Origin of the sequence: Pseudoalteromonas luteoviolacea, from assembly GCF_001696455.1 — a bacterium.
GTDB classification, from domain to species: domain Bacteria; phylum Pseudomonadota; class Gammaproteobacteria; order Enterobacterales; family Alteromonadaceae; genus Pseudoalteromonas; species Pseudoalteromonas luteoviolacea_C.
This window is the reverse complement of the sequence record NZ_MAUJ01000003.1, coordinates 391,770-411,034: the sequence shown is the minus strand read 5'-3', so window position 1 is coordinate 411,034 and position 19,265 is coordinate 391,770. Positions and strand designations below refer to the sequence as shown.

Annotated in this window: 11 protein-coding genes and 4 CRISPR repeat arrays (1 of these 15 only partly in view); all 11 genes read left to right on the top strand. The window is 44.6% G+C overall.

Annotation, left to right across the window (positions count from 1 at the left end; translation table 11 throughout):
- Positions 1 to 299: 299 nt before the first annotated feature.
- The 11 genes from A7985_RS12485 (at position 300) to cas2e (ending at position 17,054) form a co-directional block, all read left to right on the top strand.
- Positions 300 to 2,114 carry an ABC transporter ATP-binding protein gene (locus A7985_RS12485; protein WP_081310547.1) on the top strand — a complete coding sequence of 605 codons (1,815 nt, stop codon included), beginning with the start codon at positions 300 to 302 and terminating at the stop codon, positions 2,112 to 2,114.
- The gene (locus A7985_RS12480; protein WP_065790789.1) at positions 2,115 to 3,866 is read left to right on the top strand and encodes an ABC transporter ATP-binding protein; all 1,752 of its coding nucleotides are present in this window, start codon (positions 2,115 to 2,117) and stop codon (positions 3,864 to 3,866) included.
- 160 nt (positions 3,867 to 4,026) lie between these two features.
- On the top strand, positions 4,027 to 5,106 hold the full coding sequence (locus tag A7985_RS12475; protein ID WP_065790788.1) for an amidohydrolase: 1,080 nt from the start codon (positions 4,027 to 4,029) through the stop codon (positions 5,104 to 5,106).
- Between the two features lie 274 nt (positions 5,107 to 5,380).
- Positions 5,381 to 6,691: a CRISPR direct-repeat array (repeat unit 29 nt; unit sequence GTGTTCCCCGTAAGCACGGGGCTAAACCG).
- Between the two features lie 254 nt (positions 6,692 to 6,945).
- Positions 6,946 to 7,779, top strand: coding sequence for a helix-turn-helix transcriptional regulator (locus tag A7985_RS12470; RefSeq protein WP_065790787.1), 834 nt, complete (start codon positions 6,946 to 6,948; stop codon positions 7,777 to 7,779).
- Positions 7,780 to 7,881: 102 nt separating this feature from the next.
- Positions 7,882 to 10,776, top strand: coding sequence for a CRISPR-associated helicase/endonuclease Cas3 (locus tag A7985_RS12465; protein WP_065790786.1), 2,895 nt, complete (start codon positions 7,882 to 7,884; stop codon positions 10,774 to 10,776).
- 420 nt (positions 10,777 to 11,196) lie between these two features.
- Entirely contained in the window at positions 11,197 to 13,275 is a 2,079-nt protein-coding gene (casA, locus tag A7985_RS12460; protein WP_065790785.1) for a type I-E CRISPR-associated protein Cse1/CasA, read from the top strand.
- Positions 13,276 to 13,288: 13 nt separating this feature from the next.
- Positions 13,289 to 14,434, top strand: a complete 1,146-nt coding sequence (gene cas7e, locus A7985_RS12455) for a type I-E CRISPR-associated protein Cas7/Cse4/CasC (RefSeq protein WP_065790784.1) — start codon at positions 13,289 to 13,291, stop codon at positions 14,432 to 14,434.
- Positions 14,431 to 15,102 (top strand): type I-E CRISPR-associated protein Cas5/CasD, encoded by a 672-nt coding sequence (cas5e, locus tag A7985_RS12450; protein ID WP_065790783.1) that lies wholly within the window; start codon positions 14,431 to 14,433, stop codon positions 15,100 to 15,102. Before cas7e ends, cas5e begins: the two co-directional genes overlap by 4 nt.
- A complete protein-coding gene (gene cas6e / locus A7985_RS12445; RefSeq protein ID WP_065790782.1) occupies positions 15,095 to 15,775 on the top strand; it encodes a type I-E CRISPR-associated protein Cas6/Cse3/CasE in 681 nt (226 codons plus the stop codon). Before cas5e ends, cas6e begins: the two co-directional genes overlap by 8 nt.
- Positions 15,776 to 15,819: 44 nt before the next feature.
- A complete protein-coding gene (gene cas1e / locus A7985_RS12440) occupies positions 15,820 to 16,749 on the top strand; it encodes a type I-E CRISPR-associated endonuclease Cas1e (protein ID WP_065790781.1) in 930 nt (309 codons plus the stop codon).
- Positions 16,746 to 17,054, top strand: coding sequence for a type I-E CRISPR-associated endoribonuclease Cas2e (gene cas2e / locus A7985_RS12435; protein WP_063364440.1), 309 nt, complete (start codon positions 16,746 to 16,748; stop codon positions 17,052 to 17,054). Before cas1e ends, cas2e begins: the two co-directional genes overlap by 4 nt.
- A gap of 112 nt (positions 17,055 to 17,166) precedes the next feature.
- Positions 17,167 to 18,112: a CRISPR direct-repeat array (repeat unit 29 nt; unit sequence GTGTTCCCCGTACACACGGGGCTAAACCG).
- Between the two features lie 93 nt (positions 18,113 to 18,205).
- A CRISPR array of direct repeats spans positions 18,206 to 18,908; the repeat unit is 29 nt; unit sequence GTGTTCCCCGTACACACGGGGCTAAACCG.
- An 81-nt stretch (positions 18,909 to 18,989) separates the two neighbouring features.
- Positions 18,990 to 19,265: direct repeats of the CRISPR family, unit length 29 nt; unit sequence GTGTTCCCCGTACACACGGGGCTAAACCG (it continues 242 nt past the right edge of the window).

Sequence of the window (19,265 nt, the reverse complement as noted above, 5' to 3'; positions counted from 1 at the left end):
GAAGGTCGGAAATTATCCTGATATACGGGCTTGATGGTCGCTGGCAACAGCATGAAGTTTTAGACTTGGTGTGAAAATAAACAATTTTACATTGATAAAAATGAATAAAATTGTAGTCTACACTAGTCCTTAATGATTGATTTTGTTGGTAAAATTGGAACGTTTGTTTGATATAAAACAATGATATATCAACAAACAGCGTTACCAGTGGCGTCATAATTGCTTTGTAGGGCGATTTCAATAACTATCTGAGTTGGTTTAATTAGCCGATTTTTAACCGCATTTAAAGGAGTAGGTATATGCGTGTTGAGTCGCATGAAACTGAGGGAATTCAAAGCCCTTGGTCAATCATATTTGCGATCTGTGCACCTTACAAAGGCAAGATGTTTATGGCTTTGAGCTTAATGGCATGTGTGACTGTCTTTGAGCTTTTACCGGTGTATTTATTATTTCTTGCAATACAAGAATTGCTCACCCCTTTGACCGCATCTGCTGAGCAGTTATTGTGGATAGCCGCGGGTATTTGTGGTGCAATCGTACTCAAATCAGGGTGTTCTATGGGGGCTTATTTCTTTAGTCACCAAGTTGCCTTTAACGCCCTGACTGAAGTTAGAATGAAACTGGCGACTCAGCTGGCAAACCTGCCACTCACTTGGCTCAGCGCGCAAAACCCCGCAGTGCTCAAACAGAACATTCTTCAAGATGTTGAGCATATTGAAAACTTTATAGCCCACCAAAGTGTAGAGCTATTCAATGCGCTGCTAACGCCCTTAGTGGTTTTTACCGTGATTGCTTTTATCGACTGGCGGCTTGCGCTCAGTGCCGTTGCTGTTGTGCCATTGGCTTTTTTAGCGAGTGGCTTATTTATGCACAAGACGGCGGCACAATATGAGCAATTTAGTGGTGTATCGGAGGATTTAACCGCGACTTTGAGCGATTACGTTAAAAACATTCCACTGATGAAGCTATACAACTTGGATAGCAAGCGCTTTGCAGTTTTAAACCGCAAATTAGATAGCTACCACAAGCTGGTTTTGGAGTTGACGGGCCAAACTGTCCCGGGCTGGACACTTTATACTGCCTTACTAGGCGCGTCATTTGTCTGCCTGCTGCCCGCTGCAATAGGGTTGCACAGTACGCAGTCTGTCAGCACTGAGCAGGTTATTTTAAGTATGTTGCTAGCGGTAGGCATGCTTAACCCTATCATCAAAGTCAGTCGATTTTTTATGGAAGCCAATGAGCTATTGGCAGGCGTTAAGCGCGTTACACCAATCTACTTAGCCCCCACGCCTAAACTCAATAACACGCAGATTCAAACAGATAAAAAACACCCTCTGATGCAGTTTTACAGTGTGGACTTTGCCTATCAAGCTCATAAGGTTTTAAACGGCGTGCATTTTAAACTGATGCCCAATACATTGAATGTCATTGTGGGTGCCTCTGGCAATGGTAAATCGACGCTTGCAATGTTGGCATGTGGGCTACATTCTCCCTCATCGGGCAGAGTGCAATTGTATGGGCAAGATGTGTCTCTGTTAACCGATGGTGCGCGTGCGCAATTTATGAGTGTGGTCACGCAGGAGTGCTATTTGTTTGAGGGCACATTGCGCGACAATATCTTATTTGGTCGCAGTGGTATTAGCTCGGATGAACTCGAACGCGCCATCGTCGCTGCCCAGCTCAAACCGTGGATCAACCAGTTGCCCAATGGCCTAGAAACACCGGTGCAAGTGCGTGGACAAAACTTATCGGGGGGCGAAAAACAGCGTATTGCAATTGCCCGCGCGTTGATAAGTAATACACCCTTAGTCATTTTGGACGAAGCTGCGGCGGCAATGGACAACATCACGCAATCTAAGTTCTATCAGGCCATTCAAGGTCACTATCCGCATACCACTTTTTTGGTAATTACTCATAAGTACTTGGGGCTAGAAAATACCGGGCAAATCTTTGTTTTAAAAGACGGTCAAATTACCTCTCAAGGCACTCATGAGGCATTGCTGGCGCGCTGTGACTATTACCGTGAAAGTTGGCAATTACAAGAGCGAGACCATGATACACCGAGTACCAAAGGGCATCCGTTAGACTTCCAACAGATAAGCTATGAGATTTAAATGGATAAACAAGCATCATTGAGTATTGGTCGAGTAATCGGCCATGCCGGCGCTGGAAAATGGAGTTTTTATACTGGTGTCGCTTTTCGTGTAATGGAGCGCTGTGTTGCGATAGCGCCGTTGTTATTGTGTTTTTATTGGTTGCAACAGCAGTTTTCGGCCACGGCACAAAGTGCACCGTGGCTGTCAACGCCAATGGACTATTTGATGGTTTTGGGTGGCTTCTTTTTACTGCAATTGGTATGTGCCTATATCGGTCAATATCAGAGCTTTGTGGGCAGTTATCGTGTTGTACATGCTTATAGAATAAAGCTGATTAACCACGTGAGGCAGCTGCCCCTTGGGCGCATGCGCCGTACTCACAGCAGTGAATTTTTAGAGTTGCTCACAGAAGATATTAAAAAAATTGAAAGTATATTCTCTCATATTGCCCCTGATTTGATTTCGGCTTTGGTAGCGCCTGTGATTGGTATGGTGATACTCCTTTTTATTAATCCACTCTATGCACTTGGTGCATTGATATTACTGCCAGTGGCCTTTTGGGTGATGCAGGTATCAAAGCAAAAGTTTGCACGCGTGGCCAAAGCTAAGCAGCAGTCATACCGTCAAAGTGGCAGTATGATCACAGACTACGTTGAGGCATTAAAAACCCTCAAATTGTATGGTCAAACAGAGACTTGGCTGACGCGGGTCGCTAAACAGTTGGAGCGTACTAAACAGCATAGCTTGCAAGTTGAGATGTGGGGAGCTGGGCCAGTTTTAACCTATCGAGTGGTGCTCAATATGGCGCTCAGTGTGTTTGTCATTATGCTGGCGATGACTTTACCCGAGCATCGTTTTACTGGCATAGATTTTACCACTGTACTATTTGCCTTATTACTGGTGAAGCTACTCGAACCGCTCTATGAAGTGGGTGAATACTTAACGGTATTACGCATCGCTGTGCAGTCTGAGCACAAAATTGAGTCCATTTTAAACGAGCCTGTGCTGGCAGAACCTGAGAACCCACAACACCCTGAGTATTTTGATATTGAGCTTGATCGCGTGTCATTTAAATATGGTGATAAAAAGGTCATTGATGGAGTGAGCTTTCGAGTGAAACAAGGGACAACTACCGCAATTGTTGGTGAGTCAGGCAGTGGCAAATCGACGCTGTTAAACTTGTGTGCCCGCTTTTTCGACCCCAATTCGGGTTGTGTGAGAATTGGTGCATCAGATCTCAGAGACATTGGCTCTAAAGGCATACATCAAGTGGTTAGTATGGTATTTCAGGATATTCAGCTGGTGGATGCCAGCATAGTTGAAAACATTCGTATTGGTCGACCTGATGCCAGCGATGAAGAAGTAATGGAGGCGTGCCGCTTGTCTAACTGTTTAGAGTTTATCAACAAGTTGCCAGAGGGGGTGAACACCCGTGTTGGTGACGGCGGTTTATTGTTGTCAGGCGGCCAACGACAGCGTATTGCTATTGCCAGAGCATTGTTAAAGGATGCGCCCATTGTGCTCTTAGACGAGGCAACCTCATCGCTTGACCCTATCACGCAAGCTGAAGTCGTCAGCGCCATGAGTAATTTGCTAGAAAATCGCACCGTGATCACGATTGCTCATCGTCTTTCGAGTATTGTGAACGCCGATAACATCATTGTTCTAGAGCAAGGCAGAGTCGTGGAGTCGGGTGGTCACCGCTGTTTGTTGTCGCTCGGAGGGCATTATACTCGCCTCTGGAAAGCGCAGGAAGTTCAAGCTGCGTAAAGGGGATTGACAGCTGCGCCTTTTTTCAAAAGGGCGCTATTTCAATTCATGTGCAAGTTATCGTGTTTCCCTTTCGATTTATTTTTACCGTGTCATTATTTAATCAGATTTAAATCCCAAGGAAGTAAGCGAGGTAGCGGTGATAAAGCAATTGGGAGTCATGAGCTCGGTAATAATGTTGTTGAGTGGCTGTGCGCAAACTCAAAATACCCGCAACATTGAGATGTTTAAAAAAGGCAATACCCAGTGCTACAATCGCGCTACGATGCCCCATACCTTTGTGGTGGATGCACACAATCACTTTCGCCCGTTTGGGGGGAAGGCCCTACCAATCAACGAGCTAAACACTTATTTTGAGCGCTTAGGTATTTTGTTTGTAAATGTCTTTGGTATTGGCCAGATGGTGCCTTTGGACTGCGACTATTTTTATAACTGCCCAACCGCACAGGTAAAACCCAGTATTAAAAATGACTTTAGCAATGCCGCAAATTATTACGAGTATGCACCGCAAGGCACCCATTTAACCCTGTCAATGAGCTTTCCAGACCTAAATGCACCGCAAGATATTGCCTTTAAAATGGATCTATTGGAGCAGGAATACCCAAATACTTTTACTTGGATGGGAGAGGTCAATTTAGTTAAACAGGCGCTCTTTATTAATCGTCATCGCACGACCGCCATCGAAAACATCGCCAAGTGGGATGAGTTTATGGCTAAGCTACGAAGCCCCCGCGGACCCGACAGTTCGCCAATTCCTATTTCCATTCATGCTGATATCGGTTCCAACAAAGAACCTGAAAAGTTCCTGTACTTAATGGAAGAAGTACTAAAGCAATACCCCGATAACCCCATCGTTTGGGTGCACATGGGGCTATCCAGAGAGCTTACCAACCTAGACCCCAAGCGCCATACCGAGATTTTATCTCGACTACTTGATCAATACCCTAAACTGATGCTGGATATTTCATGGCGTGTTTTATACGACGAATATTTTAAACACGAAGTAATACGTGACCACTATGTGGCCTTTTTAAATCAATACTCCACCCGAATTTTGCCCGGTTCCGACTTTGTAGCAACCGACACCAAACGCTTTAAACACTATGCCAAAGAAGTTGAGCTGACGAGTTACATCAACCAATTTTTAGACGATAACGCATTTCGCAATATCGCCCTTGGCCAAAACTACTTTGACCTGATGAATTTGGACTTCGAAGCCCCCGTGATTTGTGAGGAGTGAGGGGGTATACGTTTAATGAAAAGCAAAACGCATAATTAAAAACGCGCGAGTCATTTAAGTCTGTATCTTTTTTCATCAAAAAGATAAGGTTGTAAGTGCTTGGAGAGCTTTTACTTATTTAGAGTAAAACTGATTTGTTCTTTAAAAATTTGGGAAATAAAGGGGAGGGTTTTTGTAAACTTCAGTGTTCCTTGACCCAAATTTAGTACCCATAATTTTTGGTAGATTTTTAATAACTAATTTTACCTAAATAAATCAATGATATAAATTTAGAGTGTTCCCCGTAAGCACGGGGCTAAACCGCTAGGGCGCTGGCCCAATGGCATAGCTTTGAAGTGTTCCCCGTAAGCACGGGGCTAAACCGCACTCTATTCCGTTTGAAAACTCGCTATATGCAGTGTTCCCCGTAAGCACGGGGCTAAACCGCTCTTTTTGTATTTGTTCTTCGATGCTTGTTGGTGTTCCCCGTAAGCACGGGGCTAAACCGCGCTTGGAAAAAGAGACTAGACCGAGAGAAATGTGTTCCCCGTAAGCACGGGGCTAAACCGGCTTTAAAAGCAGGGCGCGCAACGCGGCAGGGGTGTTCCCCGTAAGCACGGGGCTAAACCGCCTATCCTGCACCCAATAGGAGGGGTTATGAAGTGTTCCCCGTAAGCACGGGGCTAAACCGCCCATTTTGGACATCATGTACGATTCTCTAGCGTGTTCCCCGTAAGCACGGGGCTAAACCGTAACTCAAACCAGACTGCTGACGCTGATTTATGTGTTCCCCGTAAGCACGGGGCTAAACCAGTAGCAAACGCCTGTGGTGTGGTTGAGTTATACGTGTTCCCCGTAAGCACGGGGCTAAACCGGCAAAGAGCGCGTGTTCAATATGGCGAAAATCGTGTTCCCCGTAAGCACGGGGCTAAACCGTTTCTGTGTCTTCTTCATCTGCACCTGGTAATGTGTTCCCCGTAAGCACGGGGCTAAACCGATGCCACAGCAGAACGCACTCGTATTGCTGGCGTGTTCCCCGTAAGCACGGGGCTAAACCGCATATGCGCATGATAGTTCTGATACCCGAGTGGTGTTCCCCGTAAGCACGGGGCTAAACCGTGACTTGTTTCAATTTGCTCTGCGGCAAAATGGTGTTCCCCGTAAGCACGGGGCTAAATCGCATATATCAGTGAGGTGCTGTAATGGCAGGTCGTGTTCCCCGTAAGCACGGGCTAAACCGGACATCGATGCTGGTCTCCTGAGAGATAAAATGTGTTCCCCGTAAGCACGGGGCTAAACCGCTAACCCTGCAGCTAATACAGACATCACCATGGTGTTCCCCGTAAGCACGGGGCTAAACCGAATTGCCCCCACGCTTTGTGCAATGCGAAGAGGTGTTCCCCGTAAGCACGGGGCTAAACCGTATTTCATTCGGGTTCATAGTTTACCTTCCTAGTGTTCCCCGTAAGCACGGGGCTAAACCGTCTCTTTTTTCTATATTGTGTTTGCAGAAATTGTGTTCCCCGTAAGCACGGGGCTAAACCGTCAAAAGCCTCTGCGATGCGCGTTATATTAAAGTGTTCCCCGTAAGCACGGGGCTAAACCCAGAGATAACTAGAGCTGCAAGAATTTGTATCTTTTTGAATAACACTAACAATATAAATCGCGTCAGTCTGAGCTTGTCTAAAAAACCATTATGTTGATCAAAAGCGAGAACACTTGAGGCTAGTCTTTAACAGAATGTATGAGCAATTGAACACAAGCACAATATGAGCAGTGCTTAAATTTTGTCGCAGGTCAATGACTTCACCGCCTTGTTTTGATACATTTTATTTACTTTTATATTACCAAAAGTGATTTATGCAGGCTAAGGAACAGCAATATTTTCGATACATTGAGGCGGTGTTATTCTGGCACGGAGAAATCCAAACAGGCACTTTTCAAGATAAGTTCAAACTATCAAGACCCGTCGCAAGACGCTATTTAACAGACTTTATCGCACGCTATCACATTGACGCACATTACAACGAGTCTGAAAAAGCTTATGTATTGGCAACCCCCTTTACACCGAATTATATTTCCCAAGACTTTACCGAGTATGCCAATTTAATTGGTGAGCAGTACGTACATAATTTAAGTACTTCGACCATCGCAACGCTGCCTTTACCCCATAGAAAATTAAACCCTACAATTTTACGGCCTATATTAAACGCTTGCCGTCGGCAAAGTGTGCTTGATATTCGTTATCAGTCGATAAAAGATGGTGGAGAAACTGAGCGAGTTATTCGCCCTCACACACTGGTGAACTCGGGCCTTCGTTATCACTTAAGAGCATACTGTGAAAAGGCAAAAGGGTTTAGAGACTTTTCATTATCTCGCATCTTATCTGCCTGCCCTGAATTTAAATGTAAGGCACAAAAGTACAAACAGGATGATGAAGCATGGCAGCAGGAAGTAACGCTAAGCATCATGCCAGATCCGCGATTAAGTGACTATGCCCAGCAAGTCATTGCCCATGACTTCGATATGAGCGGTAATAGAAAACAGCTCAAAACTAACGTGGCACTGCTTAATTATTTAATCAGCATTTTACGTTTAGATGTGCAGCACCCAAGCCCAGAAGCCCAGCAAATTGTAATGGACCCTGAATGTTTTCGCGAATTAAGGAACAATAAACTGCTTTGGAATAGCTAGTAATCAACAACCTAGTAAGTTTTTTACTGGTTAAATGAGCAGAATTGCAGAGCAAATACTTCAGGAATAATCTAATCACGTCGAAGTCAAGGAATGTGCAGTGTGAGTGATTTTAACAATGATATTTTTCAGTTTTGGGGTAAAGCAGATGAACATAATACGTTGCCTGCGGTATGTCATATGCTGGATGTCGCTTTTGTTGCGAGAGCAATTATCAATCAGCTTGCAGAGCAAGAGCGTTCAATCTTAATTGGCCCTTTTTTATCTATTGAAGGCGTCGATGAAGAAGCTGCCACTTCAATCGTCGTATTGCTTATCGCATTGCATGATATCGGTAAAATCACGCCGGGTTTTCAATATAAGCTACCTGTTGAGCGAATCGATAAGTTGTTTAATATAAATCATTTTAGCAACTGTGAAGGCGCAGAAACAAAACATGGAACTGCTGGTTTTGTAATTCTACACGACTATCTATGTGACAAGTATGCTGTCAATAAAAACACCGCCAGAGTGATGATTTCTGCTGTGGCCAGTCATCATGGTGTATTTGTAGCAAATAAAACTCAAAGTGGCCCATGTGGTAATAATAATTGGGAACAAGTGCAGGTGACTGCCATTGAATGGCTTGTAAGTCATTTTTCCGTAGATCTTCATTTAATAAATGGTTTGCACACTAAAGCTTTGACGCCTGCTTGGTTTTCGTATACCGCGGGTTTATGTTCCGTTGCTGATTGGATTGGCTCAGATAAGTCTCATTTTTGCTATTGTGAGGCGCGGGAATATGTCAGTGAACAAAGGCAGCGTAAAGCAAATGCGCTTGCTGATGAATTAAACATTAAACGTATCCTCGCTGCACATAATCCCTTTAGGTTTACAGGTGTGTTTGCTTTTAAACCAAACGCTTTACAGCAAAAGGTACTTAACATTATTGAGAGTAAAGCGCTGCCTTGGATAACTATCATCGAAAGTGGTATGGGCAGTGGCAAAACAGAAGCCGCGCAGATACTTGCAGATCATTTTATACGCCAAGCTGGGCATTCTGGCCTTTATGTCGCTATGCCATCACAGGCAACGGCGAATCAGCTATATAAGCGCATGCTAAAATTCCTTCAAAATGAGGCGTTGGGATATCAAAATGTTGAAACGCATCTAAAGCACAGTAATGCTGATTTTGAGCCAAACTATGAAGCATTAAGGTTGAGCAGTATCGACTCTTCAAATGAGAAAAGTAGCGCACTTTCTATTAGAGCAAACCAATGGTTTACGTCAAAAAAGCATGGCTTGTTGGCGGGTGTTTGTGTCGGCACTATTGATCAGCTACTGATGGCAGCAATGTTGTATAAGCATAATTTTGTCAGGCTATTTGGCCTTGCAAACAAAGTTTTAATACTGGACGAGGTCCATTCTTTACAGAGCTTTCAACTAGATCTGCTGAAAAACACTTTGCATTGGATGGCTAAGTTAAAAGTCAGGGTCATCATACTGTCGGCTACTTTACCTCGGACTATGTTAGTTGGGTTAGTTAAAGCATATGGGCAAACAGTGACAAAAGAGATTGAAGTTGAAAATAAGCCATACCCAAGAGTCACAACATATAGTTCTGGGGCGTTAGCACACTCCCACACAATTAATGATGATAAAGAAACCTATAAAAAAGAAAGTGTGAGCCGACCTCCTAGTCAGTACGAGATAAAGTTGCATGCTACGTCGCCAACTCAATGTGTGAGCACAATGGCAGGTGATGTTTTAACGACAGCAAAGAAAGCGGGCACAGGTGTATTTGTCTGTATTTTAAATACTGTTTCTAAAGTTCAAGAGCTGACGAAATTAATTGCACGTCATTGCAGTGAAGTCCCTCACAGTGGCATCGAGCTGTTAACTTTTCATGCAAAATACCCGCTAGCTACACGTTTATCGATAGAAAAAATGATTGAACATTTAGTTGGTAAACACCCAGAGGAACACAACTCAATTAACCCAAATCGACCTGTGAAAGACAAATGCTTAATTCTGATAGGAAGCCAAGTGTTAGAGCAAAGCTTGGATTATGATGCATGCGAAATGTTCACCCAAATAGCCCCAATTGATTTGCTGCTACAGCGAGTTGGTCGGGTTTGGCGTCATCAGGTCAATAACCCAGTACGGTCGGAGTTCACTCAAGTACCTAGATTAAATGTTTACTTACCTTCAATGGATAAAATCCCGAATGACTATGGAGACTGGTTTGGTCATGGTGAGGTACTTATTTATCCTTCACACATATTGGCTGTTACGACGCGTTTGTTATGGGAAAGTGCCAATGTCGAAGAGAATGCATTTGAGATTGATATTAATCGAGATATGGATAATTGGATCAACCGTGTTTACGCTGATGTTGAGCAGCAAGTAACGTGGCTTGAGCAGGAGTATGATAAAGCGTTTGAGTACAGGTTAGATAAACGTACGCAGTTTACGCTTGCTAAGAATATGATGTTTGATGCGGATAAAAAAAGCGTTAGGGACTTATTAAAGTATAACAATAGTGAAATTGACCATGATGAAGTTGTGCTTAGTACGCGTTTAACCAGCATCAGTGTGCAATTGGTTTTTCTCGTTGTTGAAGAAGGCAAGGTGATTCCAGTAACCGAGTTTTTGACTTATAAGCAAGGTGTGCAGGGACCAGAGTTTCCATTATCAGAATTCAAACAAGAACTAGAATATGAGATTGACTGGCAAGGTAAGCAATGTTTGCAAAAAAGAGATATTGCTCGCTTAAAACAATCCATGATCTCTATATCCCATAGTAAATGGGTCGCCCATTTTAAAGAGCTAGAAGCGCAATGGCCCTATTCATTTGTAGCTAAAAGCGTATGGCAGCGCGCCCCCAGTTTATTTAATTGTATCCCCGTGATCTTGAATAAGAGCCTTGTCTACCAAGTAGAAGGGTTAGGTGAGCTTAAATTAGACCCGAAGCTGGGTCTTATTGTGAGTAAAGGGAGGCAACATTGGATGGAGTAATTTTGCCGGTAGTGTTAATGCTACCGGCTAGCCCCGTGAATACGGGGAACATGGTTATATCTTGCATAACCTACGGTTCATCCCTGCCAAACCAGGGAACCTGTGAAGAATCACATGTGGATAGAGAAAATGCAAGTTCAATAAAATTAATGCTACTGTTTTTGTAAAAATCTTGCATTACCTACTTGAAAATTTAATTGACTATAAATTGTACTTCACTTAATGTGAGCTGTAACCGTAAGAATTAGGCAATTGATCATGGAGTGGAAAGACTTAGTCGTTAGCGTAATTGAAGCATTAAAAAGTATGGACAAGCGAACTTATTTCCTTGTGTTTTTTGCTGTTTTTACAGCATTTACTTGGGTAGTCAAGGATATTCTCGCGCTATTTATTTAGACTGTTTATGGAGAATTGAGGTCTATGAAATACGATTTACTAAAAGAAAGCTGGATTCCAGCTTTGGATAAAGATGGTCACACTTGTGATTATTCAATTATCTCTATACTGGAAGCTGCACCAAGGTTGCAGCGGATAGTTCACGACAAGCCACTAGTTGTGGCCTCAGTACAGCGTTTGTTGCTCGCTATTTTATATCGCAGTTATGGCTATCTCGATATGGACGAGTGGGATGAGATTTTCGAATCCGCTGAGTTTGGCAGTCAAGCCACCAATTACCTGTCATCGCCGCGTTGTGATGCGCGCTTTGATTTGTTTTCAGAGCGTTATCCATTTTTTCAAACTGCGAATTTCACGAAAGACAAAGGGGTGACAACGTCAGTTAAAAAGCTCTCTCCAGATTTGGCCAGCGGCAACAATAAAACTTTGTTTAATCACATTTCAGATACTCATAATTTTTCACTGTCACCTAAAGAGGCTGCGCTTCAGCTACTTGTTTGTCAGTACTTTAGCCTAGGAGGTGGTGTGAGTGGCAGCTCTGTACAATTTGGTAAACACCCTAATCTAACCAATGCGCCATTGGTTGGCGGGGCAGTTGTATTGGTTGAGGGCGAAAACCTTTTCCAAACCTTGATGCTCAATTTACAGATGCCGAAAAATGAACAGTGGCTAGAACATACAATCGACTTGCCTATTTGGGAGCAAACTGAGCCTGAAAAGCCCCAAACTCGCCCAATGAAGGGGCTGACCGACTATCTAACTTGGCGAGCTCGTCATGTGCGTCTAATCCCAGACAGTGATGGGCGGGTAGCTAGGATGTTTTTTGCTCAGGGGTTGCCCAATCCAAAAGAAATGGAACAAGAGCCCTACTTTGCTTATCGCTTGAATAAAGACGATAAAAAACTACCAATAAGATTAAGCTTTGAGCGAGCGTGTTGGCGAGACACTGCAAACTTACTGCAATATGCACGTTCTAAGAAAACAGGCATAGACCCTGAAGATTTAAGATCTGCAGGCATTCAATTATTGGCTGCGGAAGATAACGAGTTAATAGATGCACTTAAACTGAACTGTTTATTGGTTGGTTTAGATAATAATAAAGCGAACCCGCTGTGTTGGTTTGAGGAGCGGCTACCGTTATCACTTAACTTGATTGAAAAAGATCGCGCGTCACACAATCAATTTAGTACTCATTTACTTAAAGGGTTAGAAACTGCTGAAGCAATTCATGCTCAGTTGCTCAGTGCAGTACGTACTTTTGCTTCACATTTACTCCCTGAAGGCGCGAGAGTACAGGATGTGACGACTAAGGTGGAATCAATCAACCCCAGCCGCTTTTATTGGCCCAAGTTAAATGAATCATTCGAACAGTTTATTTGGGCGCTCAACAGCAATAGCGTAGACGCGAAATCTCATTGGAGAAAGGCATGTCAAAATATCGCGATGGCAGCATTTGAAGGCGCAACACAAAGTTGGTGTTATGGTGGCGTTAAAGCACAAAAAGGTCTGAGTCTCGCTAAACAGCAATTGGAAGAAACATTATATGGCAGATCTTGGCAGCGACATGTCTATTGGAGCCAAGATACACAAGAAATCGTAAAAGAATTATATCGATGGGGAAACCCAGATACTCCGAGGAGAGATATTTTGGCAGCACTGCGTAAATCTCTTGACCTTCAAAGAAGCGCACAGCTTGCCAGTGTCCCGTACTTAGGCTCCTTACTGTCTGAACAGGGTGAGCGTGCAGAGATGCAAGCTTATGTAGCGGGGTTATTTGCCAGCCATTATAAAATCTATGAAGAATCGAGTCACAAAAGCCTAGGCACATTGTGGCGTCATGCGGATGAAAGCCAACGCCCAGGTATGAGTTTTCGCTTTGAATGCCTCCTAGAGTCCAATGGCGATCAGTTAAAACAAATACTGCGCCAAATGGTACAAATTCTCAAAAGCAAAGACATCGCGATTGATTACCGTACCTTGATGGAAGACCTTTACCATTGGGACTGCGACGACAAACGCATTCAATTAAAATGGGCCAGAGATTACTGGGCTAAACCAATTCAATCGGAAGAGCTTGAAAGCTCAGCAGATACAACACATTAAAAAGGAGTTTCTTATGTCATTTATTGAATTTCACTTATTACAAAACTTTGCGCCAAGCAACTTAAACCGTGATGACACAAATACACCAAAATCGTGTGTTTTTGGTGGTTCACAGCGAGCACGTATCTCTAGTCAATGTCAAAAACGTGCAATTCGTACTCATGGAGCATTTAATGATGCCGTTGTTGCGCATCAGGGAGACCGTGCCGTACGTACACGTAAATTAGCCATTGATATTCGCGACCATTTTGTGGCTTTAGGCAAGTCAGAAACGCAAAGCGAGGCCGTTGCACAAAATTTGTTAGCACAGGTTAAATTGAGTTTAAGTAAAGAGAAAAAGCACCCATTTAAAACCGAGTATTTATTGTTTTTAGGGTTAAATGAAATAGCGGCGTTGAAGGCGATTGCTGAAGAGCACTTTGACGAACTTCAACAAGAAAAATTAGATAAATCCATCACCAAAGCAGTGAATGATGTGTTTATTAAAGACGGTAAATCTTTCGCAGCAGATATTGCGCTATTTGGTCGTATGGTCGCTGATAATAATAACATCAATGTTGACGCAGCGTGTCAGGTCGCACATGCAATTTCGACTAATATTGTCACCCCTGCCATGGACTTTTTCACCGCGGTAGACGATGAGCTGCAAGCGGGTGAGCAAGGCTCTGGGATGATGGGCGGTGTGTACTTCAACAGTGCGTGCTATTACCGATATGCGCAAATTAATATTGATAAATTGGCTGCAAACCTCGGGCATGACAACGAGCAAGTGTTTGGCGCCGTTCAAGGGTTTTTCCGTGCGCTCGTACAAGCTGTTCCGTCTGGTAAACAAAATAGTTTTGCGGCACAAAACCCCCCGAGTTATGTCAAGGTGAACGTACGAAAAGATGGTGCGCCTTGGTCTTTAAGTAATGCATTTACGCAAGCAGTAGTGATTGATAAACCTGATGAAGTAGAACTAGAGCAGCAATCGGCACAAAAATTAGAAATGTTCGCTAAAAAGTTATCGTCTATGTATGGCGAGAGCGGCTTTATCTTTGAAGGGCGCAGTACCTATATTGATAACCTTGAGGAGTATCAAGATAAAGACTGCGGCACAATCTCTCAACTTGAAGCGCATATGCTCGATGCACTGCAAGGTGCTTTGGAGTGTAAATGAGCACATTATTGATCCGGCTCGCGGGTCCGATGCAATCTTGGGGTTTGAAGAGTGCCTTTGAGTTGCGTAACACCCAGCTTGATCCGACTAAAAGTGGGGTTATTGGTCTCTTGTGTGCGTCACTTGGCCGAGAACGCAACGAGTCATTGGAAGATTTGACCTCGCTGCGTATGGGCGTTCGAATAGATAAACCGGGCGATTTAGCATTTGACTATCAAACCGCACTTAATGTGGCGAAAGCGGATGGTGGAAAACCAGATACCCAGTTGTCGCATCGTGCTTATCTTGCTGATGCTGCTTTTTGGGTTGGTTTTGAAGGTGATAAACCGCTGCTTGAACAATTATACGATGCGTTACTTAATCCAGTATGGCCGCAGTTTTTGGGTCGAAAATCCTATTTACCGGGGGTACCTCTGGTTGATCCACGTAATGCGCTTGTTGATGTGTCTTTAGAGGTAGCCCTGCAGCAAGCCCCCAGAATGATAGCCGAGCATGAAACGCTTGCCGATGTCCCCGTAAAGTATGTCTACGACAGTGAGCACAAAGCTGGGACAGAGCAGCGGCATGATGTGCCGTTGAGTTTTGAGCTAAATCATCGGGCTTTCACATTTCGATGTGTGAAAAGCAGCTGGGGACGAGTTGATACAGAGGAAGTGCTTTATGTCTGAAGAAGTTTGGTATGAAACGCGCTTGTATTTTGACACTGAGCAGCAAGGCGAAGATTTAGGCTTTTTGCATCCAGAGGATTTGTATCAACAGCATCAGTGGGTTTGGCGCTGTTTTGAGCAAAGCGATCTGACTCAAGCTGACTTTATGTTTCGTGTGGACATGACGCTACCAGTGCCTACAGTTTTTATTCGTTCGAAGCGGCAGTTAAAAAAAGCGATCCAAGGTTGGAAGGTCCTGATGAGTGAAGATATTAAGCACTATATAGGTGAAGGTTTGGTGCAGTTTTCATTACGCGCTAACCCTACCGTGGATATCACCCTGAAAGGGGACAAAACTCGTCGCCATGATGTGTTGATGCATGCTAAAAAGCAAGCTCAAAAAACTAACGTGGATGTGAGTAAAGCTGTCGATACTGCAGCCACAACTTGGCTAGAAAAAAAGCTAAAACAAGGTGGCCTGGAGTTGTTGAGTCAATGCATTGAGTTTAACAATTATAAGCAGCATAAAATCGTGAAGAAGAATAGCTTAAAAGCCATTCATTTAAGCACTTTAGACTATTTTGGTGTCGCAAAAGTGACGGATGTGCAAAAGCTAGAGCAGGTGCTGTTGTCAGGCATCGGCCGCTCAAAAGCGTTTGGCTGTGGACTTTTACTGATAAAACCTTTGTCATAATTACAAAGGCGAGCTTGCTCGCCTGATCTTTTGGAGTGCAAGGAATGGCATTTCTTCCCTTAAAACCAATACCTATTAAAGACAGAAGCTCCATGATATTTATCGGCATGGGCCGGATTGATGTGCGTGATGGCGCTTTCGCTGTGATTGATGAAGTGAACGGCGAGCGCATGTTAGTTCCCGTGGGGTCTGTGGTGTGTATTATGTTGGAGCCCGGCACGCGAGTGAGCCATGCTGCAGTAAAATTAGCAGCAACCACGGGTACTTTGCTGATCTGGGTTGGTGAAGCAGGTGTGCGTTTATACTCCGCAGGTCAACCCGGCGGTGCCCGTTCAGATAAGTTGCTATATCAAGCAAAGTTAGCACTGGATGAGGGCTTACGCCTGAAGGTCGTGCGAAAAATGTTTGAGTTAAGATTTGGTGAGCCAGCACCAGAGCGCCGAAGTGTGGATCAGCTCCGTGGCATCGAAGGTGCTCGAGTTCGAAAAACTTATGAGCTACTTGCAAAACAGCATCAAGTTAATTGGCAAGGTCGTCGTTATGACCCTAAAGATTGGGCAAAAGGAGATCTTATTAACCAGTGCATTAGCGCCGCTACATCGTGTTTGTATGGCGTAACCGAAGCGGCGATCTTAGCCGCTGGGTATGCGCCGGCTATTGGCTTTTTACATACCGGGAAACCGTTATCTTTTGTTTATGATATCGCGGATATCATCAAGTTTGACACAGTTGTACCCGTAGCATTTAAAGCAGCTAAAAAGCGTCCACACTCGCCAGATCGTCAAGTCAGGCTTGCATGTAGAGAGGCTTTTCGCAAAGACAAAGTACTGCAACGCTTAATTCCTTTAATTGAAGATGTATTAGCTGCTGGAGAGATTAATCCACCAGAGCCGTATGAGGATGCACAGCCTCCGGCAATTCCTGAACCAGAATCTATTGGTGATGATGGCCATCGCAGCGGTGGTCCGTTATGAGTATGTGTGTTGTTGTAACAGAAGCTGTACCGCCTAGATTGAGAGGAAGGCTTGCTGTATGGCTGCTTGAAATCAGAGCGGGCGTATATGTGGGCGACATTAGCCGCCGTGTTAGAGAAATGGTGTGGTTTCAAGTCGGCGAGTTAGCCGAAAATGGTAATGTAGTGATGGCATGGGCAACTAATACTGAGTCCGGTTTTGACTTTGTCACTTACGGAAAAAACGCCCGAATGCCAATTGATTTTGACGGATTGAGGTTAGTGAAATATACACCGCAAGAAAGCTCTTCTATTGATGATGAATAATTGTTTTGCTCTTTAAAAATATGGCTATTTAAACCCTCGTATTGTACCTAAAATTTTTGGTAGATTTTTATTCGTTAAATTTACTTATACAAATCAATGGTATAAATTTAGAGTGTTCCCCGTACACACGGGGCTAAACCGCTTTCATCGATGATGTTTTCTAAATCGGTTTTGTGTTCCCCGTACACACGGGGCTAAACCGCACGTTAGTTTGGTGTAACTTTAATCGCCCTGGTGTTCCCCGTACACACGGGGCTAAACCGAACTAAGGGGGGCTAAGTTGGAATATAAAGGTGTGTTCCCCGTACACACGGGGCTAAACCGAACTGCGTGCCAATGGGCCGATTTACTTTGCAGTGTTCCCCGTACACACGGGGCTAAACCGATGTAGTTACTACGGGGGATTTGTTTGCGAAAGTGTTCCCCGTACACACGGGGCTAAACCGGTTAAGCCAGTACATGCAATCATAAATTACAAGTGTTCCCCGTACACACGGGGCTAAACCGGTTGCCAGTATCGTGAGATTTTCTCTCGGCCAGTGTTCCCCGTACACACGGGGCTAAACCGCTTTAACTTTGTAGGGTTTGCGGTTTGAACTCGTGTTCCCCGTACACACGGGGCTAAACCGGCGGCTCCGTATTATGATGGAGGTCATTTCAAGTGTTCCCCGTACACACGGGGCTAAACCGTTTGAGAACACGGCCTGTAATTGTGTCGTATAGTGTTCCCCGTACACACGGGGCTAAACCGCAACTGCGTCACCGATACTCTCGTCCTCTGGCGTGTTCCCCGTACACACGGGGCTAAACCGCCAATATAGGAGTTTGCGTAATATTTAAGAGCGGTGTTCCCCGTACACACGGGGCTAAACCGCGCAGCGACTTGGACTTTGCATTGCAGCGATATGTGTTCCCCGTACACACGGGGCTAAACCGAGTAATGAGTAATTGATGGATGATACTTGACCGTGTTCCCCGTACACACGGGGCTAAACCGACTAAGTGATGAATTCATAGAAGTGACCAACCGTGTTCCCCGTACACACGGGGCTAAACCGTGCAAATTAGATTTAAAAATGGATAGGGATGGGTGTTCCCCGTACACCACGGGGCTAAACCGAACCAGGACTGAATGAATCAGCTCTTCTGAATGTGTTCCCCGTACACACGGGGCTAAACCGGCTTGCTTTCCCCGCTCCCGGGCTTGTTGCAAGTGTTCCCCGTACACACGGGGCTAAACCGTTTGCAATGAACACATCAACACTCACCGCTTTGTGTTCCCCGTACACACGGGGCTAAACCGTAGTGAACTTGTTATTTTCTACAATTAATAACGTGTTCCCCGTACACACGGGGCTAAACCGGGGATCACGATTTGCTTTGCCACTTTTGACCGCGTGTTCCCCGTACACACGGGGCTAAACCGGTCGTAGTTGAGGAGGTGGCTTTATTGTTTATGTGTTCCCCGTACACACGGGGCTAAACCGTGTATCAGATTGGTTCTGTTCAGCCGTTCATCGTGTTCCCCGTACACACGGGGCTAAACCGTGTTGTTAGGATAAAATGTCGCTCTTTGCTAACGTGTTCCCCGTACACACGGGGCTAAACCGCTATCGAGTTTGCCCTTACTGAATCAATCAAAGTGTTCCCCGTACACACGGGGCTAAACCGACCAGGATTATTTCGTTCAGTATGTAGAATGAGTGTTCCCCGTACACACGGGGCTAAACCGCGAGGCAATATAATATATCCAAAAACATTGTCGTGTTCCCCGTACACACGGGGCTAAACCGTATATCGTTATCGGCTCTATGTTCAAATACTTGTGTTCCCCGTACACACGGGGCTAAACCGCTATCTCTGAGCTTGTAAGAGGGGTTAGAAAGGTGTTCCCCGCTAAACCGCATAGACTTGTTGGCCTTGGCGCTTCATCCGAGTGTTCCCCGTACACACGGGGCTAAACCGGAATATGTAATGGACTTAAAAACACCCGCTGAGTGTTCCCCGTACACACGGGGCTAAACCGCGATTGCGGATATTCTCGAATTAACTTCGGGTGTGTTCCCCGTACACACGGGGCTAAACCGGATTTAACTGACTTGCGTAAAGCTCGCTGGTCGTGTTCCCCGTACACACGGGGCTAAACCGCGTCGAGCGTAACACTATTTTGCTCATACACTGTGTTCCCCGTACACACGGGGCTAAACCGAA